General features: G+C 57.5%; 13 protein-coding genes, 5 tRNA genes and 2 riboswitches. Of the genes, 4 read left to right on the forward strand and 14 right to left on the reverse strand.

Annotation, left to right across the window (positions count from 1 at the left end; genetic code table 11):
* Nucleotides 1–25 precede the first annotated feature (25 nt).
* Nucleotides 26–114: riboswitch (cyclic di-GMP riboswitch) on the reverse strand.
* Between the two features lie 294 nt (nucleotides 115–408).
* Nucleotides 409–2,595, forward strand: a complete 2,187-nt coding sequence (locus AACR93_RS05340; protein ID WP_043850203.1) for an ExeM/NucH family extracellular endonuclease — start codon at nucleotides 409–411, stop codon at nucleotides 2,593–2,595.
* Nucleotides 2,596–2,763: 168 nt separating this feature from the next.
* Here AACR93_RS05340 and AACR93_RS05345 read toward each other — a convergent pair.
* The 9 genes from AACR93_RS05345 to AACR93_RS05385 form a co-directional block, all read right to left on the reverse strand.
* Nucleotides 2,764–2,839, reverse strand: a tRNA-Ala gene (locus AACR93_RS05345).
* 33 nt (nucleotides 2,840–2,872) lie between these two features.
* Nucleotides 2,873–2,948, reverse strand: a tRNA-Ala gene (locus tag AACR93_RS05350).
* A gap of 48 nt (nucleotides 2,949–2,996) precedes the next feature.
* Nucleotides 2,997–3,072: transfer RNA gene (locus AACR93_RS05355), tRNA-Ala, on the reverse strand.
* A 63-nt stretch (nucleotides 3,073–3,135) separates the two neighbouring features.
* Nucleotides 3,136–3,211: transfer RNA gene (locus tag AACR93_RS05360), tRNA-Ala, on the reverse strand.
* A gap of 28 nt (nucleotides 3,212–3,239) precedes the next feature.
* Nucleotides 3,240–3,315, reverse strand: a tRNA-Ala gene (locus AACR93_RS05365).
* Nucleotides 3,316–4,059: 744 nt separating this feature from the next.
* Nucleotides 4,060–5,976, reverse strand: a complete 1,917-nt coding sequence (locus AACR93_RS05370; protein ID WP_043850204.1) for a glycoside hydrolase family 19 protein — start codon at nucleotides 5,974–5,976, stop codon at nucleotides 4,060–4,062.
* 79 nt (nucleotides 5,977–6,055) lie between these two features.
* Nucleotides 6,056–9,037 carry a M66 family metalloprotease gene (locus AACR93_RS05375; protein ID WP_156152908.1) on the reverse strand — a complete coding sequence of 994 codons (2,982 nt, stop codon included), beginning with the start codon at nucleotides 9,035–9,037 and terminating at the stop codon, nucleotides 6,056–6,058.
* 72 nt (nucleotides 9,038–9,109) lie between these two features.
* The gene (locus tag AACR93_RS05380; protein ID WP_043850205.1) at nucleotides 9,110–11,710 is read right to left on the reverse strand and encodes a glycosyl hydrolase family 18 protein; all 2,601 of its coding nucleotides are present in this window, start codon (nucleotides 11,708–11,710) and stop codon (nucleotides 9,110–9,112) included.
* 106 nt (nucleotides 11,711–11,816) lie between these two features.
* Nucleotides 11,817–11,904, reverse strand: a riboswitch (cyclic di-GMP riboswitch).
* 201 nt (nucleotides 11,905–12,105) lie between these two features.
* Entirely contained in the window at nucleotides 12,106–15,579 is a 3,474-nt protein-coding gene (locus AACR93_RS05385) for a hybrid sensor histidine kinase/response regulator (RefSeq protein ID WP_043850206.1), read from the reverse strand.
* Between the two features lie 217 nt (nucleotides 15,580–15,796).
* Between AACR93_RS05385 and AACR93_RS05390 the strand changes: the two genes are divergently transcribed.
* The 3 genes from AACR93_RS05390 to AACR93_RS05400 are packed head-to-tail and all read left to right on the forward strand — an operon-like array spanning nucleotide 15,797 to nucleotide 17,783.
* Entirely contained in the window at nucleotides 15,797–16,345 is a 549-nt protein-coding gene (locus AACR93_RS05390; RefSeq protein WP_041210868.1) for a DUF2975 domain-containing protein, read from the forward strand.
* 7 nt (nucleotides 16,346–16,352) lie between these two features.
* Complete coding sequence (locus AACR93_RS05395; RefSeq protein ID WP_033112641.1) at nucleotides 16,353–16,562, forward strand: helix-turn-helix domain-containing protein; 210 nt, start codon at nucleotides 16,353–16,355, stop codon at nucleotides 16,560–16,562.
* A 6-nt stretch (nucleotides 16,563–16,568) separates the two neighbouring features.
* On the forward strand, nucleotides 16,569–17,783 hold the full coding sequence (locus AACR93_RS05400) for a hypothetical protein (protein WP_043850207.1): 1,215 nt from the start codon (nucleotides 16,569–16,571) through the stop codon (nucleotides 17,781–17,783).
* 77 nt (nucleotides 17,784–17,860) lie between these two features.
* Here the strand turns inward: AACR93_RS05400 and AACR93_RS05405 are convergent, their stop codons facing one another.
* The 5 genes from AACR93_RS05405 to AACR93_RS05425 form a co-directional block, all read right to left on the reverse strand.
* Complete coding sequence (locus AACR93_RS05405; RefSeq protein WP_043850208.1) at nucleotides 17,861–19,015, reverse strand: 3-phenylpropionate MFS transporter; 1,155 nt, start codon at nucleotides 19,013–19,015, stop codon at nucleotides 17,861–17,863.
* A 486-nt stretch (nucleotides 19,016–19,501) separates the two neighbouring features.
* Nucleotides 19,502–20,218: a hypothetical protein gene (locus AACR93_RS05410; protein ID WP_156152909.1), complete on the reverse strand. Its 717-nt coding sequence runs from the start codon at nucleotides 20,216–20,218 to the stop codon at nucleotides 19,502–19,504.
* A gap of 315 nt (nucleotides 20,219–20,533) precedes the next feature.
* Complete coding sequence (locus AACR93_RS05415) at nucleotides 20,534–21,328, reverse strand: lysozyme inhibitor LprI family protein (RefSeq protein WP_082044064.1); 795 nt, start codon at nucleotides 21,326–21,328, stop codon at nucleotides 20,534–20,536.
* Nucleotides 21,329–21,332: 4 nt separating this feature from the next.
* Nucleotides 21,333–23,879, reverse strand: coding sequence for a glycoside hydrolase family 19 protein (locus AACR93_RS05420; RefSeq protein WP_156152910.1), 2,547 nt, complete (start codon nucleotides 23,877–23,879; stop codon nucleotides 21,333–21,335).
* 34 nt (nucleotides 23,880–23,913) lie between these two features.
* Nucleotides 23,914–24,647, reverse strand: a 734-nt coding sequence (locus tag AACR93_RS05425; RefSeq protein ID WP_043850209.1) for a bacteriophage T4 gp5 trimerisation domain-containing protein, incomplete at its 5' end; no start/stop codon positions are given.

Below are 24,647 nucleotides of genomic sequence, written 5' to 3' on the forward strand. Positions count from 1 at the left end.
ACTCGCCGCACACTGCCTCTTCACCCGGGGAAACCCCGCTATCTGGATCATCGTCTGATCGGAAGACCGGAGGTATTGCGTCCCGGCATTTCAACCGGTTTGCCCTTTACCTGGGTTCCGTGAGGAACAAGTCGAGTATAGGAAGCAGACACCCGAGTCTCAATCTTCATTCTCGAAGAAAAATATGTGGTTGCCAGCGGGATCACACTTTCCCGCCCACCATTTGATAAGTTCTTTATCAGTAATTTCAGAGTGTTAGCCAGATCAAAAAACGCCAACCTGCGCTCATTTGCATCCCGGTAATGTGCGTTGGCTCACTGGTACGACATGCCGGAAATGTGACAATGCGCGCCCCTGGTCAACGACCAAGGCTATGGAAACACTGGCAAAAATAAAAAAGGAACACTTATGAAAGGTACTCGCACCCTACTGTCGCTGGCCGTGGGGCTGGCCCTCGCTGCCCCCGGCGCCCACGCCGCCTTCGTCTGCCCCTCCGATCCGGCGCAACTCACCCCCATTCCGACCATTCAGGGAACAGGCTCAGGGAGCCAGTTCGCGACCGACACCGTGACCGATAAAAACGGCAACATCACGGGAAAAATCAGTCCGGGTACCTTCATGGTGCGCGGTGTCGTCACCACCCTCGGCCAGAGCCTGACCAAAGGCTTCTATCTGACTGATCCGGCGGGAGATGGCAACCCGGCCACTTCGGATGGCATCTTCGTCTATCTCAATGACAGCAAACTTGCGACCAACTACCCGGCTCTCAAACCGGGGGCAGAGGTCTGCCTCGAGGCCAGGGTCGAGGAGTACTACGGCGGCACCCAGCTCAAACCCACCTTCGAGGCCAACAAAGCCCGCCTGCAGGTCACAGCGCAGGGGCTGACAGTGCCAACCAGCGTATTGCAGGTCAATGAAGGGGAGACGCTGGCGCAGGCGCTCAATCGCCACGAAGGGATGCGGGTACGGCTCGACAGCAGCAGCGATCTCCGCCTGACCCGCAACTTCAGCTTCGACTACAAGGTTTATCGCAACAACGTCGAGCTCTCCCACAAGGCGCCGCTGCTCAAGCCAACCCAGCTCCATGTTGCCAGCAGCCCGGAAGCGGTCGCTCTGGCCGCCAAAAATGGCAGCAACCGGCTGGTGGTCGAGTCTGATTACAAGGCACCGGATGGCGTACTGCCCTGGTTCCCGGGCTGGGATGCCGATCAGGGCTATCTGCGTATCGGTGATCAACTGACCGGGCTGGAGGGGGTCATTGTCTACAACAAGGATGCCTTCCGTCTGGTAGTGCCCAGCGATGTCACCCTGAGCGCCGGCGCCCTGCTGCGTACACCGGAAGATGACCGCCAGCCGGCCCCCGCCCGGGCCACTGGCAGCGATCTGCGGATTGGCAGCTTCAACGTGCTCAACTACTTCACCAGCCACTCCAGCATTGGCGGCGCACTCAACGTGCTGTGCAAAGATCAGGCGGATGCCGACAACGCCAAAGGGTGCAACCGCGGCGCCAAGAGTCAGGCCGACTTCGAGAAGCAGCGCACCAAGATCGTCAACGCCATCACCGAGATGGATGCCGACCTGCTCGGCCTGATGGAGATGGAGAACAATGGCTTTGGCGACAACTCCGCCATCAACAATCTGGTGACCCGCCTCAACGAGCAACAGAAGGATGCGAGCAAGCGCTACGCCTATGTCCGCCTGCCAGCCAGCCTGCTCACCAGCGAGAAATTCTTCGGTGGCGACGCCATCATGGTAGCCATGATCTATCGCCCTGCCCTGCTTACCCCGGCCAGCGAGGCAAACGTCATCCGCATGCCGGAGCAGCGCTATACCACGGGGGGCGTGGCCAAAACCGCCGGCCAACGCGATTCGCTGGTGCAGAGCTTTACCGTCGCGGGCAGCAAGGATCCGCTGACGCTGGTGGTCAACCACCTCAAGTCCAAGGGCTCTGGCTGCTATGAAAATGGCGATGGCAAGACAGAACCGGCCGACCTGCAGGGCAAGTGTACCGAGTTCCGGGTGAGCGCGGCCAAGGTGCTGGGTGAAGCCGTCAGCAAGCTGCCGGGCCAGGTGCTGCTGGTGGGCGACTTCAACTCCTACGCCAAGGAGGACCCGATCCGGGTGCTGACCGATTACAATCCAGCCACCAGCGAACGCAAGATCGTTTCGGCCTCCCATACCTTTATCGGTGACCAGTCCTATGAACAGCTCGGTCGCGAGGTGACTCGCAGCTATGGCCTGATCGATCTCAACGTCAAGTTCAACAAGGAAAAAGCCATCTCCTACAGCTATGACAGCGAACTCGGTACCCTCGACTATGCCCTTGCCAATCCGGCGCTGGCCAGCAAGGTGGCGAACGTGGCCGACTGGCACATCAACTCCTTCGAGAGCAGCCTGTTCGAGTACGGCAACCAGTACACCGGCACCCTGCTGAAATCGGATAATCCGTTCAGCGCCTCCGACCACGACCCCATCATCGTCGATCTGAAAATGAAGGGTGATGCCGTCAAACCGGACCACGGCTCAAGTGGCGGTGGTGCGCTGGGACTCGGCCTGCTGGCCCTGCTGCCGCTGGCCTGGCGCCGTCGGCGCTAACCGGCAACCCGCTTGAAAGTAGCCAAAAGCCCGCGATACCCGCGGGCTTTTCAGTTTTGGCCATTTGATTTGCAAATGAAAGGCTGGAAAGTATGGGGAAAATAAATACCTGAGAAAACAAAAAGGCCACCGCAATGCGGTGGCCTTTTCTACTTTCTTTACGAAATATGGTGGAGCTACGCGGGATCGAACCGCGGACCTCTTGCATGCCATGCAAGCGCTCTCCCAGCTGAGCTATAACCCCGATGTGTGTGAATGACTGACGTCACTCTGAATTTGGTGGAGCTACGCGGGATCGAACCGCGGACCTCTTGCATGCCATGCAAGCGCTCTCCCAGCTGAGCTATAACCCCAAATTCGGCACTGAATGAATGGTTCTGGCGGCCATTCATCCTCAATAATGGTGGAGCTACGCGGGATCGAACCGCGGACCTCTTGCATGCCATGCAAGCGCTCTCCCAGCTGAGCTATAACCCCACAAAGGTCGGCCTGGGTGATACACACCGCACTGCCCTGGGTACTTCATTTCAATCAGGAACCTGGTGGAGCTACGCGGGATCGAACCGCGGACCTCTTGCATGCCATGCAAGCGCTCTCCCAGCTGAGCTATAACCCCTTTGATTCCAGATTGTTCGAGGAGAATTTGGTGGAGCTACGCGGGATCGAACCGCGGACCTCTTGCATGCCATGCAAGCGCTCTCCCAGCTGAGCTATAACCCCAACTCACCTCGGCGCTGACGAAGTTATCTCCGGCAACGGAGGCGCATGATAGGCATCACCCGCTTCAGTGTCAACCCTAAAATCACCCCGATTGGCGCGTTTAATCAAAATTGCAGCAAGTCGTTGTTTTTATCGACTAAATGTCACAATCCGGCCGTTTAACCGGCACTTTGGCGTGCTGGTCGCAACACCACAGCCTCTGCCACCACTCACCCAGTCATCACTGCAGGAGCAGGAGAGGGCGCTCTACGAGATAGGCAAGGGCGAAGCGCCCAGCAGGAGGCGGTTCACGAAAGCCTTTCCATAAAGAGGATTGAATTTGAAAACCCTTTCCATGATTTATGTAAATTTACAACACACAAAGTTGATCTGGCTCACAAATGGCCATAGGATCAAACCGTGACCCAGGTCACACAAAGCAACAAACCAACAGAGATATGAGGTGAAACCATGTTCGAGAATCTGGCAGTTCTGTTCCACCTGCGCGGTGCAACCAGAAAAAGCGGCGTAGTCGAGAAAGATACCTACGCTCCGTCCACCCGTGAATACTACTTCCGCTACGGCAAGTAATTGCTGAAAGCCTTTCACGGAAAACGTAATAAAACTACAATACACACATCATCACACAGCCCTCTCGAGGCGCTGTCCTGTCCGGGCCAGATGTTCCACGGCCAAACCTGAACTCCACCAAACAAGAATGGGGCCCGCAGGCCCCATCTTTTATTGCTTCGGCTTAATGCCGGATCACAGCTTGATCCAGGCATCACTCCACGCGGTTCCCTTGCCCGGCTCGTAAGCCCAGGCCGCACCGGCGCACCAGCCGGTGTAGGGGTGCGGTTTGCACTCGTAGCTGGCACCGCCGTTGCTGACCCGCTCGCCCACCTTGTAGGGAGTCCCCTCTTTATAGGCCGGATAGTCAGGCGGCGTTACGCCCCCCTCCTCTCCTTTCACCAGCAGGCTATGGGTGGTGCTGCGGCTCAGATTACCTTCATCTGTGACCGTCAGTTTGATCTCCATCTTGGTATCACTGGCTGGCTTTGGCAGAGTCAACTCCAGCGTCACCTGATCCAGCGCAGGCGCAGAGGCACCTGCCGGAATAGTCCAGGTATAAGTGAGCGGCTTGCCTTCCGGATCGCTGGAGTGCTGGCCGGAGAGGGTCACCTTGCTGCCACCTTCCGCCTGCGCCGGGCCGGTGATATTGGCCACCGGCGGCAGGTTGGTGCCACCGCCGTTATCCTCGATCACCACTTCGGGATAGAAGTGCTGAACGCAGCGGCTGTAATCCCCCTCCTTGAAGGCGCTGAAACGGGTCTGGTAACCCACCAGCTTGCACGCGTAACTCTTGCCGCCGTTGGGGTTCTCTGCCACATAGCTCCAGTCCTGCTCCCAGTAGATGGGCAGGGCACCGGCGCCCTTGTCGTCAAACACCTTCATGTTCTTGCAACCCAGTACCTCGTCGGATGGCACCGCCACCCCGAGGTAGTTGGCAAACTCGCGGTAGTAGTTGATGCGGTTCTGGGACTGGGCGTGCTCGACCGGGCCACCGCACTCCACCCCACCGTTGATGATCTGGGTGGTGACCCCGAAGCCCGGCACCAGACCGTTCTGCTTGTCATGGTCATTCGGCTGCCAGGTGCCATCGATGACATGGAGCATGGAGGGCTTGGGCGGCTGCGGATAGGTATAGAAGAACACCGCGCTGGCCAGGTTCAGCCAGGTGTCGGCCACCAGATCGGGACGGTCGAGCAGGGTGCGTACCGTACCGAACATCGCCTCGGAGAAGGGGCCGTAGTTGTAGTTATAGGAGAGCTGTTTGGCGCCACGGCCAAAGTAGCTCTTGAACTCGCCATTGTCGAACGTACCGCACGGCCACTGCTGACCCTGCCACACATCGGGACGGCACTCGGCGTTGTAACCGCCGCGCATGGTCTCATTCCATCCCATCTCGCGCACGTAGACCAGCGCCTGACGCCACTCGGCTTCCGGGCGCCAGTTTTCATGGCCGCCGGTCTCTTGGGCGAAGTGGGCGAACATGGTCGCCAGGGTCTTGCGGCAGATGGCATCGGCATCGCGGCCGTCGCTGTAGTCGCTGCACAGGGCCGGGAACTTGGCCGCCGCCTGCAGCAGGCCGCGATAGGTGTACTCGGGGGCGCGCAGCGGGAAGAGGTAGTTGAACTGACCCTCGCTCAGCAGGCTTTCGACCCGCTTGACGTTGCCCGGGTTGTCGGCACGACCCGGCTGCACCGCCTCGACCACCAGATTGTCCCGGGTAGCGATGGAAGCCTTGACCGCTTCCATCGCCGGGAAGTCGGTCAGCGCCTTCTCTTTGGCATCCAGCTCGGCCTGGCTCATATAGACGGGGGTGGTGCTGCCATCCGGCGGGGTTGGCGTCGGCGGATTGGGCTTGTCATCGCCGCCGGTATCCGGCGGGGTCACTTCCCCTTCGCCGACAAGCTTCCACGGGGTATCCCACTCATTGGCGGCCGTCATGCCCGGAGTCTGACCCGGGTTGACCCACCACTTGGCCTCGAAAACCTGGCCGTTGTAATTGACCTGGCTGCCGCCCGGGTAGGATTTGTTGATGTCGTATGCCTCGGCCGCCCACAGGTGGCCGCTCAGCATCAAGCCGGCAAGCAGAAGGGATATGCGATTTTTTTTCATTATTGTTGCTCTCTGTCTAGGTTTTCAGCAGAAAAAGTGGGGCCTCATAAGACCCCGCCACCATCATAGGGATCCCGGCTTAACGGCAGCTTGCCGCCCCGACATCCAGCCAGACGCCGTGCTTGCCCGGCTCGTTACCCTGAGTCCACCACCTGGCCTGCCACCGACGGCCGTTGTGGTTGGTCAGCTCCCCGCCGTTGTAGGCAACGGCGGCGCTCCACCCCAGATCAACCTGACTCGCCAGCGCCCACTGATCGGCACTGCTGCTCGGCGCATTGCCCTGAGTCCAGTACTTGGCACGCCATACCAGCTGGTTGTGGCTCACCTTGTCACCGCCGTTGTAGACCTTGCTGGCCTGCCATGCGGGAACGTTGGCCGCTTCCGGATCTGTGGTGTTGCAAGAGCCGTCGACCACGGGCTCCAGCGTCAGCACGACGCGCCCTTCGCTCTGATGCACCCCGTCCGAGACGCTCACACTCAGCTCATGCTGCTCGCTGGTAGTGACTGCCGGCGGCAGCAGACGCAGGTTGGCGCTGGTCTCACCTTCCGCCTGCCAGCCCGCCGGGAAGAGCCAGCGGTAGCTGAGCGCATCGCCCTCGGGATCCCTCGCCTCGGCAGTGATGGTCAGCCACTCACCGCCGATGCCACCGAGCTGCGCCGGTACGGTCACCACCGGAGGCTGGTTCTCAACCACGCCCTGCTCCAGCGGCCGCCCGTTGACGGTAAAGGAGAGTGACTGCTGCGGTGGCAGCAAGCTCTGCTGTACCAGTGTCTGACCACGGCACTGGATGGTGGCGCGGCCGGGCTCGCTGGCGGTGGGCAGGTTGATGTGGAACTTGTTCATGACGCTGCTGGCCGCTCGGTGATTGGCCAGCCTGAAGCGCTGCAGACCATCGCGGGTCTCCACCTGCAACTGGCAGTCACTGCCGGACAGGGTGTTGCTGTCATCCGGATAGGTGAAGCCGTAGGCGCCGTGCAGCGCCGGATAGATGTAGCTGGGCAGACTCCCCTGCGGGTCGTAATAGCCCACCAGAGTGGTCACCGGCACGCCGAATTGCTCGGGCTTGCGCGCAACCTTGGTATCGATGAGGGAGACCTCCACCCAGCTCTGGCCATCCGAGGTGAAGCTCTTCTTGAAGCCCCGGTTCACCACAATTTCCTTGCCGTTGATAAAGAGGCGACTGTTGTAACCGGCCCCGTGATCGATGGTCAGGCTGCGCCCCCGGTTCTCCGCAGAGGCAACCGGCACCCGGATATCACGAGTCCAGCGTCCATCCCACATGGCGACCCTGACCAAGCCGTAATCCGCCAGCAGGGCACTCAGTCCGGCCTCGCTCAGGGCATCCATGGGGGCATCGACCTTCTCGATCCCCTCGATTGTGTGCTGATAGGGCTCCATCCTGGCCGTCGCACTGTTCCACTTGCTAAAGCCGGTGGCCGAGTTGGCATCGAACACCGCCTTGCTCTCCAGAAAACGCTGGATGATGGCGGCGGAATTGGGGGTATAGAGGGTGAAACGGTTGGCGCCGGAGAGAGGGCTGCCGCCCGCCATCGCATCGTAGCCAAACTTGCGGCCATCGAACGGCGGCTGGCACTGGCCATCCAGACAGGCATCCTCATTGGTGCGGGTCGGCGAGAAGTTGGGGATGAAACGGTGTTTGTCACTGTCCCAGCCCCAGCTGGAGTTGAGCTGATCGGCACTGCGGTGAACCGAGCCACGGAAGCCATCCACATAGTGGCCAAGGCCGAAGTTATGGCCCACTTCGTGGCTGAACTCGTTGCCCAGCGAATCATCCAGCGTGACGATACCACCGCCACCGGAGCCACCGTGCACCTGAACCCCATTGGCATATTTGCCGCGGCTGTTGTGCGCCGTCAGCTGGGCCACCACAAAGGGATGGCTCCCCTCCCCTTCACCGGCACTGCTATTGATGCCGTAGTTGGCATTGTCGATACCGTGGGAGATAAGCTCCTTGCCGATACGCTGTCGCATGGTGCCGCCATGCCAACCCCCCTCGCTCGGGTCAAAATCGGTCAGCAAGGTGCCATTGGGCAGCATCACCTCAGGCAGGGAGAGCGGCGCATACTGACTGACGATCAACCGGCTGGCCGGGATGGTCTGGAAGTATTCGCGATGAGCCTCCTTGTCATTGGCAAAGGCAAAGCGATCCCGTGGCGTGGTGAGCATGCCGATGTCGATGGTGTGCAGCAGCAGCTCACCGGGGGCGCCGACTTTGATATCACGCAGTTCACCACTGAGATTGCCCTGTCGAACGGAGAGGCTCAGTCCGGGCTGGATCCACTCTGCGGGCAGCTCACCGCTCCAGGTATCCGGGGCATAGGTGATGCGGTTGTTCTCCAGCTCCCCCTCACGGAACCACTGCCCCTTGGCAAACTTGAACTGCAAGGTCTGGCCACGGGAGATCGTCACCTGTCGCTCGCCATAGAAAATCGTCGAGTTGTAGCCTGCACTGGAGCGGATCCGCACCATCTTGCCCTCCAGCTCCGGGCTCACGGGCAGGTAGATATCCCGAACCCAGCGGCCGTCGGCGGTCTGGATCTCCACCAGCGCACGACCAGTCAGCCGATCCTTGAGGAAGGCGCCGCTCTTGTCGCTCAGTTTGGCCAAATCAGCACTGCTGCTGATGACGGCAGTGCTGCCGCTCTCCGGGACGAAGCTCACTCCACCTTCGGGAACCCCCGCGAGATGGTAGACCGTCTCTGGCTGCGCCGATGGCGGCGACAAGGTCAGGGTGCCAAGCAGCGTGCCGCTGCCGTCACGGGCCTCCACCATCATCGGGGTCACCCCGTCGGCCTGGAGCGGTTGCACCAGCAGCAAGCTCTTGCGCAGGCTGGTCAGGATGGGTTGGCGATCCCCCTCCTTGGGATGGGATGGCAGGATCTGGCTCTGGGCAAACTGTACTCTGGCAGCCAAGCTGCCCGCCAGATCGCTTTGCGGGGTCGTGTCATTGAATATCAGGGGCGCGCTGCCAGCAGACAAAGGGGCTGCCGCCAGCGTTGCCATAATGAGGCCGGCTATCGGGGTCATGTATGTAGTCATTTATTTTCTCGTGTTGATGGCTACCGGGAAGGAGGGGCATGTCGCCATGCCCCTGTCATCAATCGGGAGGTATTACTTGCAGCTGGCGGCGCCGACATCCTGCCAGACCGCAGCCTTGCCGGGCTCATCACCGCGAGTCCAGTACTGGGCCTTCCACTGGCGACCATTGTGGTTGGTCAGGTCACCGCTGTTGTAGGCGACATTGGCATCCCACCCCAGTTGCACCTTGCTCACCAGCGTCCACTGATCGGCAGTACGGCTCGGTTCGTTGCCCTGAGTCCAGTACTTGGCCTGCCACACCAGCTGGTTGTTGCTCACCTTGTCACCACCGTTGTAGACCTTGCTCGCCTGCCAGGCAGGCCAGTTGGCGGCATCCGGATCGGTGGCCGAGCAACCGCCACCACCACTGACCGGCTTGACCGTCAGACGGGTGGCTGCACTGGCATCCAGCGCGCCGTCGGAGACGGTGAGGCTCAGGTCATAGGCGGTATCGCTGGTAACGTTCGGGCCGGTGACCACCAGAGTGGCACTGTTCTGACCGCTGGCGGTGAGGCCGGCAGGTACCGTCCACTGATAGGTGAGCGGATCACCATTCGGGTCAGACGCGGTCGCCTTGAGGGTCACCTGCTTGCCGGATTCCACGGAGGCGATAGCCGGCAGGCTCACCAGTGGCGGCAGGTTGGGCTGCGGCGCCTTGTTGGTGACCACCACCTGATCGCGGGCGGTGAGGTTATGGTCGTCAGTCACGGCCAGCTCGAACACCAGATTGATGTCGGCAGACACAGCATCTAGTACAACCCGGGCCTTGGCCTGAGTGGCATCCAGCAGGGCTGCCTGCGGGCCGGAGACCTGCTTCCAGCTATAGGTGAGGGCGCCATTTTCCGGGTCGTGGGACGCGGAGCCGTTCAGCGTCACCTCGGTCGGGCCGGTGACACTCAGATCGCTGCCCGCGTTGGCCACCGGCGGCTTGTTGGCTGGCGGAGTGGTTCCCTCGCCATGACCCAGCCCCTCGTGCATGGCATTGAGGATGTCGCCGTTGTCGGCATCAATCTCCCAGGAGAAGAGGCCACCCAGCTTGTTGGCCAGCACATACTGCCCCTTGGCCTTGACCGAGCGGTCGTTGTCATAGGTGATGAGATCGCCGGTCGACGCCTTGAACAGATAGGGAGCCTCGGCCACCTCGTCGTAGCTCTTCTCCCAGCCACTGCCCATGCGGTTGTTGACGATGTCACGGTAATCGACCACGCCATCTTCCCAGGTACCTTTCACCTTGCCGGTCGCCTTGCCGGTGAAGGGGTTGTTTCCCTGATAGCCACTCACGCCAGTCCAGCCACGGCCATACATGGCGGCACCGACCACCAGCTTGCCGGGGTCAACCCCCTGCGCCAGCATCAGGTTGACCGCCTTGTCGGTGGTGTACTTGGTGTTGGGATCCCAGCTCGCCGCGTAAAGGTTGGTCTGGTGACCCAGCTCGGTGTTGCTCCAGGCGCCGTTGTAGTCATAGGTCATCATGAAGATGTGGCTCATGTACTGCTGGGCCGCGCGGTAATCGACATCTTCAATCTTGTCGTAACCGGCGCCGACAGCGGAGGTGAGCTCATACTTGCGACCAGTCTGCGACTCCAGCTCATCGAGCATGGCGCGCAGCTCCTTCATCAGGGTCACATAGGTTGCGCCATCGCTCGGGCTGCCCAGTTTCGGGTTGGCGCCCTGTCCACCCGGATATTCCCAGTCGATATCCACGCCATCGAAGAATTTCCAGGTCTGCAGGAACTCTTTGACCGAGGCGACGAAGGTATCGCGCTTGCTCTTGTCGCCGAGGAAGTAGAAGGGGTCGGAGAGGGTCCAGCCGCCGACGGAGGGGAGGATCTTGAGATCGGGGTAGGCCTGCTTGAGCGCCATCAGGGCGCCGAAGTTACCCTTGTAGGGCTCGTCATAGGCGGTCAGGCCGCTTTGTGGCATCTGGACGGCAGCCCAGGGATCGTGGATCGCCACCTTGAAGTCAGCCCGGCCGGCACAGGCACGCTGCAGGGCCTGGAAGCTGTTGCCGTTCTCGATCTCCTTGAGACTGTCATTGATACCATCCCCGCCGCAGATGGGGGTAAAACCGTAGAGGATGTGGGTCAGGTTCTGGGCCGGGATCTTGTCCACGGTGAACTTGCGCCCGTAGACGCCCCACTCCACGTAGTAGGTGCCGACCACCTTGCCGGACTTGTTGGCGTAGGGCTTGTTGTTCTCCTGCAGCGCAGCCTTGAGCGGCGCCAGGTGGCTGCCGTCGGTATCGGCGACCACTATCTCCTTCTTGTCGGAGAGGGTGCAGCCGTCGGCATTGCAGAGGGCCACCTGCATCTGGTAGCGGCCCCCCTTGTTCACCTTGAATTTGGCGGTGCCTGCGGCGGCGGAGGGGCCTGACCACACCTCCTTGCCATCGAGCAGCACTTTGGCAGTCTGGCCAACGTCACCGCTCCAGAGGTTCCAGCTCACCTCCACATCGGCGGCATCTTTCACCTTGACCAGATTGTTGTAGGAGGTTGCCGCCTGATCGACTTCGACAATGGCGAACTTGGTGGGGCCCCAGCCGATGGTGGGTTTGCCGGGCGCAGCCGCGTAAGCGGCGGAGGTACAGAAAAGACCGACCGCAAGGGCCAGCAAGGTAGGTTTTGGACTTGGCATTTGTTGTATTTCCCTATTTCGTTATTGTTTGCAACGAAAAGGGCGACGCGCCTGACAGGTAACGCAGACAGCAGTGCTCCTCCTTGGCAAAAGGAGCGCAACAACCTGTGGTGGCCCCGCTATCTTAGGTACTGCTGACCCTTAGACCGGAAGCTTTGCGTCCCGGCCTTTCGACCGGTTTGCCCTTAACACACTTCATTCGCGACAAGAAAAATCGCCCCCCGACTATAGGGGGGCGATTTGCGAAGTGCTACCTAGTAAAAATGACAGGTGATGGGACTCATTTCAGGGGAACTGGCTCGATATGGTGAGGATTATTCCGACATCAGCCTCTATCCTTCCCCCTTTCGCGCTGCACCCCTCCCTCCATCATTTGATTAATTTTGTGAGCTGGCTCACTGCACCGGCAACAACAAGCTGTTCATCAGGGCGCGCAGTTTGAGCGGTTTGACCGGCTTGCTGATGTAGCCGTATCCTCGCTCGCGGATCTGCGCCTGCAGCTCGCTCTTGCGATCGGCGCTGATGATGATCCCCCCCGGCTCGTCACCACAAGCCTGCTGCAGCGCGGCAATGGCCTCCAGCCCGGTCTTGCCGTCGTCGAGGTGATAGTCAGAGAGCACAAGTCTCGGCACAAACCCCTCTGCCAACAGCGCCTCGGCCTCGGCCAGATCGACGGCGCAACGCACCTCGCAGCCCCAGCGGCCAAGCAACGAACTCATCGCCGCCAGAATATCCCGCTCGTTGTCGATGCAGAGCACCCTGACCCCCTCCAGCTGGCTGTCACGCAGAGCAGGCGCGGCGACCGGATGGGCAGCCACCGGCCGGGTGGCCAGATTGAGGGTCACCGCAAAGACCGATCCCTTGCCCGGCCAGCTCTGCAATGTGAGCTGATGGCCCAGCACCAGCGAGATGCCGCGGGCAATGGCAAGCCCCAGACCCAGCCCCTGCTCCCTGGCGGTACGGGAGTGATCGAGACGGGAGAACTCGTCGAAGATCGCCTCCTGCTTGTCTGGCGGAATGCCGGGGCCGTTGTCCCACACCTCGATGCGGATCTTGCTCCCCAACCTGCGACAGCCAAGTAGCACCCTACCGCCCGGGTTGTAGCGAAACGCGTTGGTGAGGAAGTTTTGCAGCACCCGCCGCAGCAGGCGCACATCGCTGTGCACCGCCCGCTTGCTCTCCACCACCGAGAAGTGGATCCCCCCCGCCTGCGCCAGCACCCCGAACTCCGCCTTCAGGTTGTCGAACAGATCGTGCAGGGCGAAGTCGAGTTTCTTGGCTTTGAACTTGCCCGCCTCAAGGCGCGAGATATCGAGCAGATCGCTGATGAGATCCTCGGTCGCCCCCAGCGCATCGTCGATATGACGGGCGATGCGGGCAGGCTCCTCTTCGGCCGGCAGCATCTCCAGCAGGGAGGAGGTAAAGAGCTTGGCCGCGTTGAGGGGCTGGGTCAGATCGTGGCTGACCGCCGCCAGAAAACGGCTCTTGGATTGATTGGCCCGCTCCACCTGCTGGTTGACCAGCAGCAGCTGGCGGTTGAGTTCGGAGAGCTCGCGGGTACGCTCGGCCACCCGCGCCTCCAGATGTTCGTTGGCTTCGCGCAGCACCCGTTCGGCATCACGAAACGGGGTGATATCGGTAAAGGTCATGACGAAACCGCCTGCCGGCATGGGATTGCCCTGCATCTCGATCACCCGCCCATCGGGGCGCTCCCGCGCCGAGATGTGGGCACTGCCCCGTTTCATAAACGCGACCCGGCGTGCCACATGCTCCTCGATATCGCCGGGGCCGCACAGCCCCTGCAGTGCGTTGTAGCGGATGATCTCCTCAATGGGGCGGCCCGCCTGGATAAGCCCGGGCGGATAGTGGAACAGCTCGATGTAGCGCCGGTTCCACGCCACCAGCTTGAGCTCTCGGTCCACCACCGAGATCCCCTGCCCGATATGCTCGATCGCCCCTTGCAGCAGACCACGGTTGAAGCGGAATACGTCGGAGGCCTCGTCCACTATGGTGGCGATCTCCTCGAGCTGCATGTTGCGCCCCTGCAGGGCAGAGGCGAGCACCAGCCGCGCCGACGAAGTGCCAAACACCCCGGCCAGCAACCGCTCGGTGTGAGCAATCAGCTCGGCCGACGCCTGCATCTGCGGTGCCAGCGTGCCGCCATGCTCACCGGCAAAGCGGCCAAAGGCACGCTTGACCCGGCTCGACCCGACGAAGCGGGCGGCCAGCATCTCCAGCTCCTTCACCGAGACCCGCGCCTGATAGAGCGCCGTGGTATCGCGACTCGGCTTGCCGACGAAGTTGGCCGCCTGCAGCCGCTCGCTCACCGCCGGACGGGAGAGCAGCGAGCCCGCCACATAGCCAAGCAGGTTGAACAGCAGGCTCAGGAAGATGCACCAGGCCCCGAGGCTGAGATCGCGAAAAGCGGGCCAGTCGGGCGGCGCCAGCAACGCCTCCAGCGGCGAGCCGGCCAACAGACCGCTCTCCGCCAGCAGGGTGATGAACCAGAGGCTCACGCCGAGGATCAGGCCGAGATAAACCCCCTTGCGATTGCCGTGTCGCCAATAGAGACCGAGCAGCAGGGCGGGCGCAAACTGGGCCACGGCGCCAAAGGAGAGGTAACCGATGCGCGACAAGCTGGTGAGATCGCCAAGCCAGAGGTAGAGCAACCAGGCCGCCAGCAGGATCAACAGGATGGCGCCACGACGTACCTGCAGCAGCAACCGCACCAGCCGCTCATCGCGCCCCTGCTGCCAGAAACGGCGCAGCAGCACCGGCAGCACCAGATCGTTGCTCACCATGATGGCCAGCGCGATGGTGCAGACGATTACCATGCCGGTCGCTGCCGAGGTACCGCCAAGGAAGGCGAGCATGGCGACCCCGTCAAAGCCAAGGGCCATCGGCAGACTGATCACATAGGTGTCGGAGGCCATGTCCGCCCCCACCCACTGCTTACCCGCCAGCGCCAGCGGCCAGATAAAGAGCCCCATCACGAACAGGTAGAGCGGGAAGATCCAGCGCGCCCAGTGTAGATCCTGCCCCTGATTGTTCTCCACCACAGTCACATGGAACTGACGCGGCAGGCAGATGACCGCGCACATCGCCAGTACCGTGTAGATGGCCAGCTCCAGCAGACTGCCGGGCGTCACCGCCATCACCGCATCGAAGAAGTGCCCCGCCACCTCGCTGCGTGCCGGGCTCGGCTTGCTCAGAATGAGCCAGAGGGCAAAGCCCCCCACCGAGATAAAGGCGAGCAGCTTCACCACCGACTCGAAAGCGATGGCTACCACCATTCCTCTGTGGTGCTCGGTGGCATCGAGATGGCGGGTGCCAAACAGGATGCTGAACAGCGCCAGCAGCATGGCGACCCCGAGCGCCAGTTCGGCGGTATTGCCCGATATGGCGCTGGCGTGCCCCGTCCCAGCGCTGTTGGCCATCAGCAGATCGAGCCCAGTCACGATCGCTTTGAGCTGCAGCACCAGGTAGGGAAGGATCCCCATGATGGCGATAAGGGCGATGAGCATGGCGAGGCGCTGGGATTTGCCGTAACGGGCGGCGATGAAGTCGGCGATGGAGGTGATGTGTTCCCGCTTGGCCACCAGAATGAGGCGCGCCAGCAGCCGCCAGCCAAACAGAAAGACCAGCATGGGGCCGAGGTAGATGGGCACCGGCGACCAGGGCGATTCACTCGCCTGCCCCACGGTGCCGAAGAAGGTCCAGGAGGTACAGTAGACCGCCAGCGACAGGCTGTAGAGCAGCGGCTGCCCCTTCATGCGATGCCGCTTGTGCTTGTCCGCCACGAAGGCAATCAGAAACAGCAGCCCCAGATAGGAGAGCGACAATCCGATCAGCAACCATCCCTGGTGCATCTGCAACCCCTTGTCCATGTTGAGAATTTGTATGCAGGTTCGGCCAGTCTAGAGAGGTGGCCGCTAAAAGTCATCACCTTCAGACAGATAGAAATTATCGTTTTTCAATAAATTTTGCCTTGACTGTATATCGCAAAACAATAAACATTGCCGCCATGAATATTGATAAACGATAAACTTTACCTTTCAGACAAAACCCATCACGGTGAGGAATGAGATGATATCCAACAAACTCGAACGCTCGAGCATGCTGATCGAATGGCTGCTGCTACTGGCTCTGCTGGCGACCCCTTTGATCACCTTGCTGGAGGTGTGGACCCCCTTCGGGGGCGCCGATTTGCTGCAGGAGAAGCTCAACACCATTCTGAGCCGTCCCGGCATCAACCCGGCTGACTATCCGCTGCACTTCTCCACCCGGCTGCTCGGCACTCTGGTACAACTGTTGCCGGATCTGGTCTTTATGATGATGCTCTGGCAACTGCGCCAGCTGTTTCGCGGCTACCGCCACGGCCTGCTCTTCACCTTCGAGCAGATCCGCCGCTACCGGCAGATCGGGCTGCTGCTCTGTGCAACCTTCGTGGTCGAGTTGATCCACCTGCCCCTGCTGGATACGGTGCTCACCATGAGAGGTCCGGAAGTACTCGGTACCATAGCGCTGAGTACCTCCGATTTCCGGGTACTGCTGGCGGGACTCATCGTGCTGGCGCTGGCACTGGTCATGCGCGAGGCCAAACTGCTGGCCGATGAACAGCAACTGACGGTGTGAGGATCCCATGCCCATCATCATCCGGCTCGATGCCCTGCTTGCCGAACGCAAAATGACCGCCCGTGAACTGGCCCAGCGCATCGACATCACCGAAGCCAACCTCTCGATCCTCAAGAATGGCCACGCCAAGGCGGTGCGCTTCTCCACTCTGGAGGCCATCTGCCGTGAACTCCAGTGCCAGCCCGGCGATCTGCTGGGCTACGAACAGGAGCGCTAATCCCTTATGAGTCGTCATATCACCCTGTTTGCCCTGTGGCTGCTGCCGCTGTGGGCCTGCGCCAGCGATAACGCGAGCGGCCCCCGCTACCTTGTCGAGCAGGGCGCCAGCGCCAATGTGCTGCAAGTGCGCCTCACCATGCAGGGCGAGCCCCCTTTTACCCTGCTCCCCGCCCGTCAGTTGCCGGGCAGTGCCGAGCCGACTCTCGCGCTGGTCTGCCTTGCAGACAACCAGCCGGTTGCCCTCAACCAACCCTTCTCCTGCAAAGAGGTTGGCTGGCAGATCGCTCTCACACTGGCGCCAACGCAAGGGGCGGATGCCTCGGCCCAACAGTCGCTGCTGTTTGCCCCTGACCAGTGGCTATTGACCGAGTGGGGCAACTTTGTGCGCCAGATGGGGAACCACCAAGGGGAGGTCTGTCTGCCGGATGGCAGCTGCCAACCGCTGCCGGATGTCAACCAGCCACCGCTGATCCTGCCATTTGGTCTGCAAACTGTGCCCGTCACCAAACCGGATCCACGGCTGGTGCTGAGCCATGACGAGATTGCCAACCAGCTCAATCTGCCGGCCTTGCAGCAGCAACTGAATGAGATCATCGACTATCTGGCCTTTCAGCTCGATGTGGCACCGCCCACTCACCCGTGGCAACTGGTATGGCTGGGGCGGGATGTGACGACCCGCTCCCTTGGCGGAGCCGCCGGGGATCAGGTGTTTGTCGCCAACTACCCAACCATGAATGGCAAGCCGACGCCACAGGCCCCCCTGCGCCTGCTGCGCACCTCGGCCCACGAGGCGGTGCATATCCTCAGCGCTCGCCGTGCTGATCCACAGCCCACCTGGGTTGAAGAGAGCCTTGCCGAGTACCTCGCCATCAAGGCACTGCGCCGCTTTCGACTGCATCAGGTCTCGGCGATCAACGAACTGGCCGAGCGGGGCAAACAACAGCCTCATAACGAGAGCGGCCTCTATCGGGCTGCCCGCGAAGTGATGGCTGGCGATCGCTCCTACTACCCGCTCTTTTACGTCAAGGGGAGCGCCTTCTGGGAGGCACTGGAGCGGGAGCTGCAACACAATGATGTGACGCTGGCCAGACTGCTGCCCCAACTGGGCTGGCTAACGGATGGCCGCTTTGATGCCGCATCCAGTGAACTGCTTGCCGGCACCATCGGCTCGGATACCTGGCGCCGCCTCAGCCGCCACTATCTTGGCGAGCAGCAGTAACGCCGCAAACCGCAGCAACGAAAAAGGGAGAGCCGTGGCTCTCCCTTTTTCCAGATGATGATTCAGATAGAGCTGTATCAGGCCGTAGTACCCTCCTGCGCAGAGGGGGCAAAGGGGCGCAGCCGCAGGAAGAACACCGGCAACACCACCAGCACCATCAGGAAGAAGATGCCACCGCCAAGTGGCTCGAATAGCACACCGCAGAGTGCCATCAGAGCCGCCACTGTCATGCCAAGACCCAGCGCTGCGTAGAGGGACTGGGTCGGGATCAACTGCTCAGCCGGTAGCTGACGGGTCATGAAGCGCACTGCCCCGAGATGGCTCACCCCGAAAGTGACTGCGTGGAGCAGCTGCCCCAGCACCAACACCCACAGCTCGGTCGAAGCCCCCAGCAATACCCAGCGCACCACGCAACCGATGGCTCCGGCGATAAAGAGGCTCTGCGCCCCGAAGCGCTGCAAGAAGCGCTTGTCGGCGGCGAACATACAGATCTCGGCCACCACCCCGATCGCCCAGAGATAGCCGATGATGGTGCCGCTATATCCTTGCGCCTTCCAGTAGATTGCACTGAAACCGTAATAGGCGGCGTGGCTTCCCTGCAGCAGCGCTGTCAGCAACAGGAAGCGGCGCACCGGCGCGCTGCGCAGGGTCGCCAGCAAGGATGCCTTGGCGCGCTCCCCCTGCACATCCTGTGGCGCGGGACTAAGTGGCAGCCAGCTGAGCAGCAGCATCAGCACCAGCCCCGCCACCATGGTGTGCAAAATCCAGTCGCTGCCGAAGTTGCCCACCAGCGCCCCCACCAAAGTCGAGGCAACGATAAAGGCAAACGAACCGCACAGCCGCACCTTGCCGTAGTCGATATGCGCCTGCACCACCATGCGGGTTGCCAGCGCCTCACCCACCGGCATCAGGGTCGGGTAGATAAAGTTGGCAATCAGGGTGAGACCAACCAGCCACCAGAGGTGATGGCTGAGATAGAAACCAAGGAAGGCGAGCAGGCTGAGCAGGCTGAGCAATCGAGTAACCGGCAGCAGATGGCCCGCCCCCTTGATCTGTCCCATCACCATCAGGTTGCCGGCAAAGCGGATCGCCATCCCCGCTCCCAGCAAAAGACCTATCATCTCGGCGCTGACGCCCACCCCCTCCAGCCAGAGCGACCAGAACGGCAAGTAAGCGCCGTAGACAAAATAGAAGGCGCCGAAAAAGAGCGCTAACCAGGAGAACGCGGGCATAGATCCTCTGCAACCGGATGACGGGAGCAGAATGATAACTCATCCGCCCCCACAGATCCCGATGGAAACCCCGCTAAGAAAACGGAAAAACTTCAACAAAATTGAACTATTACCGAAGATACAGGGTCTACTTGGTAACACCTCCTCCTGGTTAGTGTTGCAATCCTTCCACCCGCCCATGGCGGGTTTCTTTTTTGTCCCCTAATCACTTTTTTCATTACCTGGATCTGCAGAACGTATTCAAACTTAAATCCATCTTCTCAACAAGAGATCATCTGGATACAGCACATCTTCGAGCTATCCTGCACCAAAACTATTTGTAGCGATAAAAAAACACCGGCGTTAAGCCGGTGTCAGGTGATAACTATGCCTGTACATTCCAAAAAATAAATGCCCCTATCTTCCCTTGTCAAAAATAATTTCCACCTGGAAAGTTATACACAAGCCTAATTAGTTGAAATTAATCAAACCTGCTTCTCATATCATCTAACAGCTTCCAGTTAAAGAACAAGGCATCCAGCCAGAATATTCTCGTCCTTTAGTTGATTTATAGACGACATAATCCCACCCTAACTCATGTTTTTTCCTCAGGACAACATCACCTTCGACAAGATAAGACTTAGCTCTGTTAATTGGCAGTGGTTCAGGAAAAAAATAACTCTTCCCTTTTATTTTTAATTTTACATCTTGCCCTTTCATCCATGCATCAAATTCAGGCTTAGACACTGCTTGTAAAATCCTTTCCTTTTTATAATATGGAAAGGAATAGGTTATGCTATTAGCGCCATTAGGATTTACAATGTCTCCACCAGAGCCAAAATATGACGTTAACTTTTCATCTTTAATCAACTTACCATTGAGATAAGAAAAAACAATGACATTAAAATAATTAGACCAATTCATTCCTGAGTCTGAGTCTATTTGTGACTCCTGAACAACAAAATATTTACTCGTTAAGTTATCAGTGTTTAAGTAGAAGGAATCCTTTATTTTACCCTTAGAGGACAAATAAGGAAGGTAATCAACAAAATACCTCCCCCCCTTATTGTCATAAAAAAATGCCGCGATAACATCATCGCCGATGGTATCATCAACCCTGTCTACGAAAAATAGTTTCCCCTCATGACCCTGAATGGAAGCCTCTGCCTCTGATTGTGCAGCACAAGAAAACGACAAAAAAAATAGAAAAAATAAAGCTGGCATTAATTCCACCCACAAAAACAATCAGATATTTTCTCGCCCTAACAAGGCTCCAGAGTTTGATTGTGAAATTTAATCTGAACTGCTATAAAATATAAGAGAAACTGTTTTTTTGAACTAAGTCTCCATAATAAAGTAAGAGGAGTCTCTGTCAGAGACTCCTCTTTAACTTACCGTGAAAATTAACAATTATCCACATCATCAAGGTATTAGGTGATGTACTTATTTTATTTTTAGACATCATCCAAATCACACTGAAAAATTAACAACTCACCGTAACGTTCAAATAATGAAATGCATTTTAATTAACAAGATGCATCACAAATAATCAAGTGAAATCTGTCCAAGATTGCTATAAAAATCTTCGTTAGAAAGACTCAACTTGGATTTTTTTACTAGCACGCCATTTCGATCAATTTCAATCACATTGGTTGTTGAACTACTAATTTTATAAAGACCTTGATAACCATCTATTTTTTTTGCGACGTTATATTGTTCTTCTTCATTGTATGACATGTCGTCCAATTTCATGAAAATAGCTGAAAATGAATCATAGTCTCTTTTAGCTTCACTATGTAAAGCCCAAAATATTTTTTCACCAATCCTTTTAAAAACATTGCACTCAACTCTCTTTATTGCAGATGCAAGATACTCTGTGCATACAGAAAATTTATTCTCACCATCAATTAAAGTTGAGAATGTTGTTCCTCCCTGTGGTGCTACATCTTTAATAACAAGACGTTGGCCACTCAATGTTACAATAACGTTTGGTGGTGACAACACAACATTTAACTTAGTATTTCCCTTGTCATGTAAAAATTTAATTCGTTTTTCATACATTGAAATCAAGCAGCTGTTATCGGTGCATTTTTTCCTTTCACGCAACCACGTCCTTTGTTCATCCTTTATTGAAGACGCCGAGCTAGGGTTGGTCTTCAGCACATATTTATATTGAGTAGATAGAGAGCTGTCTAATTCTGACAAAACCTTATCAGAGCATATCATCTTCTCTATTGATGACTCTGCCTTTCCACAATCAAAGCTAGGTGAAGCAAAAACTGAGAGTGAGGCCCAAAATGCACATAAACATAACATAATTCGTGAATAAAACATGTGTTTACCTTGAAATTAAAATACATGAAGATATATTCTTAGCATAATCTGCTATATCTTGCGCCCTATCTAACCCATTTATTATTTTACGAGCATTATAATAGTCTGCTTTACTATCTGAAAAATATTGGTCTAATTTTCTACCGGTAAAAATTCCGTTCTCCATACCCCAACACATAATTTTACCTGCAATAACTTGGTCTTTGGCCAATTCTGGAGAATTCAGCAAATCAACACCTAAATAGTTACCGGCTTTATCATAATTGGAGCGACCTGTTAGCTGAACAAAACCACGGCCATGAAATTTGACGCCATCGCCAGGCTGAATATTGCCAAGCGCGACTGCCACTTTTTTTCTATCTTCATTTTTAGCAAGGAAATAATCATACATACCTTCAAAGTAATTCCTTCCCCCACCCTCTGATATTGGAGCAAAAGTATCACCAGTTTCTAACTTTGCAGTGGCTAACATATATGCAACTTTTCGTTCATTGCAAGAGTCGACATTATCAGAATAATACTGTTCGATTGCATCAAACATCAATGATATATTTCTTCTTTGGTTCTCGCTTAGAGGGTAAAAATCTTTATATTTTTCAAAAAAGTACTGGCGATTAATATTAAAGCCATTCTGATCTCTAACCAATTCTATCATCCCTGCCGGATGAATAAACCAAGGATTGGTATCACCCAATATCTTACTGGTATCTTCCATCCACGCCATATTGTTGTGTACCTGCATGGCATATTCATAGAGCTTTGGCTGCTTAGCCAACTCCTGTTTTAAGCGCGGCCACTCCTGGCCTGGCTTTACCCATTCGCTTTTGTGCTTGATAAACAACATCCGCAACTTGCCCGCCAACTCCTCATCGGCCAACGCGGCCTTGATATCATCGCCGCTCAGGGTGCCATCGTTGTCCCTGTCTGTCACCAGCTTGTCATAGAGGGTACTGAAAAATTTGCTCGCCTCTTTCTGTTGCGGATCTTCACTCTCGGTATCAGCCTTGTCCAAAAATCCATCTTCATCGCTGCTGCCATCGACCAGCTTGACGCCCAGCTTGTGCCAGTCGTGCTGACTGATGACTTCGACATCACCGCCCTGCAATATGAACTCGCCAGCTAACTCCCCGTCCGCAGCAGTCCGCTCACGTACCTTCACAAAGTTGTTGGCACCGTGAGTGACAATATCAGACTCTTTCACCGCCAACGGTAAGACCAGCGGCCCAAAATTGGCAACCTCGTGAAAACCATGCTTGCTATCGCTGGTGAGACGATAGGTAGTGGCCTTTTTCTTTACCAGCAGGTAGCCCTGACCACCGGTTACTCGCGCCTTGTTATTGATGCAATCTTCAAGCACCTGTTTGTCGCTCTCTGCAACAAACACCTCAAAGTGCACGGCTTTGCTGTCTGCGTCTTTCTCGAAACCGCTGGCTCCGGCAGTGGCTAGCTCATGCTCACCCCAATGACCGATGATCTCTCCGGCCTGCACCGGTATCGGGTTTGCGCTGCGGTCAACGACCGCATCGTCTTTGAATTCGACAGGGATACTCGGTTCTGCGGTCAGTCTGGCCCCCATCTTGCTTTTTGCCAGCCAGCCAACGGCACCTTTGCTGGCATTGGTCATCACCTGATTGGCACTGTCTTTGACAGTGCCGCTGCCCACCTTGAAAACCTGTACTTTACGAAACTCAGTCGTGCCGCCATTGATGCTTATCATTTGTGCCGGCTCACCAGATATCACGACCTCACTACCTGCAGGCAAGCCCAAGCTCTCAGCTGTGGTGTCAGCGCTTTTACGTAGCCATGTATTACCAGGGATCTTATAGCGAGCTGGCTTGCCTTCCGGTGGCGTCATCCACGTCGGCTTTTGTGGAAATTCCTGCTGCAATTGGCTTGCCGCAATATGGAACAGGCTGTCAGGGTCATCAACGTAGTGCACCAGATAGTAATCGTGGGGCTCATCTTTGTGGTTAAGCAGGTTCTTCACTTCCTGGCCGACCAACTTCACTTCAGCCCCCTTTTTCGCATAGACAGGTTTATCGCCAGACAGCCGACGTGTCAGCTTGGGAGGATGTCCCTCGACCACCGGTTCATAGGTGGACACACCTGCCCCCTTGACCATTACTCGCGCAGCCTCGGAACTGTTGTAGCTGTTCTCACAGGCGATGTGCATGTAGAGGCTGTAGAAGGTCAGTTGATTCTTGCTCTGCTCACCGGCTTCGTAGCGATGACGTACCAGACAAAACGAAGGGGAGGTATACAAGTCAATCTTTCCCTCTGGCTTGCCCTCTTCGGTGCTACGGGTCGCCTTGGCTGGTTTGGTCGCCAGTCGGTAGGCCACAATCTCCCCGTCAGCAATCGCGCGCACTGCGCCGCTCGGGTGCCAGCCTCCGCTTTTACTGAAGTGGATACCACCGTGCCAGATACGGTTGCGGCCTATCGGGAAGGTACCGCTCTTGAGGCTGTTGAACTTATTGATAAATTCATCGAGAGATGCAATCTCGCTGGAGCCGTTCTCACCCGCCAGTTGCATGGGATAGACGATTTTCATCTTTGTCATTCAATCCTAAGTTGTTCGTCGAACATCAAGCGGAGGGCTGATAATCGCAATCGGGCTCCAGCACCTTGAGCAACGCCTCCATCGCCTTCTCGGTGGCAATCGCCTTGACCAGTTCAACCAGTTCCGGGGCTTTGACCACCTCAACTCCTTTGGGAGTAACGGGAGCCTGACCAGCCCAGCCAGAGCCTGCTCCCGGGCTGCCGCCGGCATTGAGTTTGATGGCGGGGCCGACCAGCTTGATGCCACTCGGGTCAACTTTCACAAAACTACCGCCGCCCTTGAGAGTGATCTCGGAGCCCGCCTCCAGCACCAGCTTGTCACCCACCTTGATATGCACCTCTTCACCCGCTTCCACCAAGAGAGATTGGCCTAGCTTCTGATGCAGGGAGGTATCAACTGTCAGCGAATAGTCCGCCTTGATGTGGTCGCGTTTTTCACCTTCAACTGTCAGGTGGTCATTACCGAGGCTGGGCGGAGCACCATCCTTGCCCGGCACCTTTCTGATGCGGGTTACCCGATCAAAGTCGATGTCGCGATGCTCGTCGTGTTTGATATGCCAGGCCACATCGTTCTCGATAAGCACGTTCAGGTTTTTCTGACCATGGATATAAATCTCTTCCTGCCCCGCCTGGTCTTCGAAACGCAGCTCGTTGAAGCCCTCGCCCTTGTGAGTTTCGGTACGCAGCACAGTGCGCGTCTTGTTGGCGGGCAGCTCATACGGCGGCCGGTTGGTGGCGTGGTAGGTGCGCCCGGTCACGA

Origin of the sequence: Aeromonas sp. L_1B5_3 (assembly GCF_963866575.1) — a bacterium.
Classification (GTDB): Bacteria; Pseudomonadota; Gammaproteobacteria; order Enterobacterales; family Aeromonadaceae; genus Aeromonas; species Aeromonas jandaei.

Coding starts and splice junctions, on each gene's coding strand:
- AACR93_RS05340 (WP_043850203.1), top strand. CDS start 409: ATGAAAGGTACTCGCACCCTACTGTCGCTGGCCGTGGGGCTGGCCCTC.
- AACR93_RS05370 (WP_043850204.1), bottom strand. CDS start 5,976: ATGAAAAAAAATCGCATATCCCTTCTGCTTGCCGGCTTGATGCTGAGC.
- AACR93_RS05375 (WP_156152908.1), bottom strand. CDS start 9,037: ATGACTACATACATGACCCCGATAGCCGGCCTCATTATGGCAACGCTG.
- AACR93_RS05380 (WP_043850205.1), bottom strand. CDS start 11,710: ATGCCAAGTCCAAAACCTACCTTGCTGGCCCTTGCGGTCGGTCTTTTC.
- AACR93_RS05385 (WP_043850206.1), bottom strand. CDS start 15,579: ATGCACCAGGGATGGTTGCTGATCGGATTGTCGCTCTCCTATCTGGGG.
- AACR93_RS05390 (WP_041210868.1), top strand. CDS start 15,797: ATGATATCCAACAAACTCGAACGCTCGAGCATGCTGATCGAATGGCTG.
- AACR93_RS05395 (WP_033112641.1), top strand. CDS start 16,353: ATGCCCATCATCATCCGGCTCGATGCCCTGCTTGCCGAACGCAAAATG.
- AACR93_RS05400 (WP_043850207.1), top strand. CDS start 16,569: ATGAGTCGTCATATCACCCTGTTTGCCCTGTGGCTGCTGCCGCTGTGG.
- AACR93_RS05405 (WP_043850208.1), bottom strand. CDS start 19,015: ATGCCCGCGTTCTCCTGGTTAGCGCTCTTTTTCGGCGCCTTCTATTTT.
- AACR93_RS05410 (WP_156152909.1), bottom strand. CDS start 20,218: ATGCCAGCTTTATTTTTTCTATTTTTTTTGTCGTTTTCTTGTGCTGCA.
- AACR93_RS05415 (WP_082044064.1), bottom strand. CDS start 21,328: ATGTTTTATTCACGAATTATGTTATGTTTATGTGCATTTTGGGCCTCA.
- AACR93_RS05420 (WP_156152910.1), bottom strand. CDS start 23,879: ATGAAAATCGTCTATCCCATGCAACTGGCGGGTGAGAACGGCTCCAGC.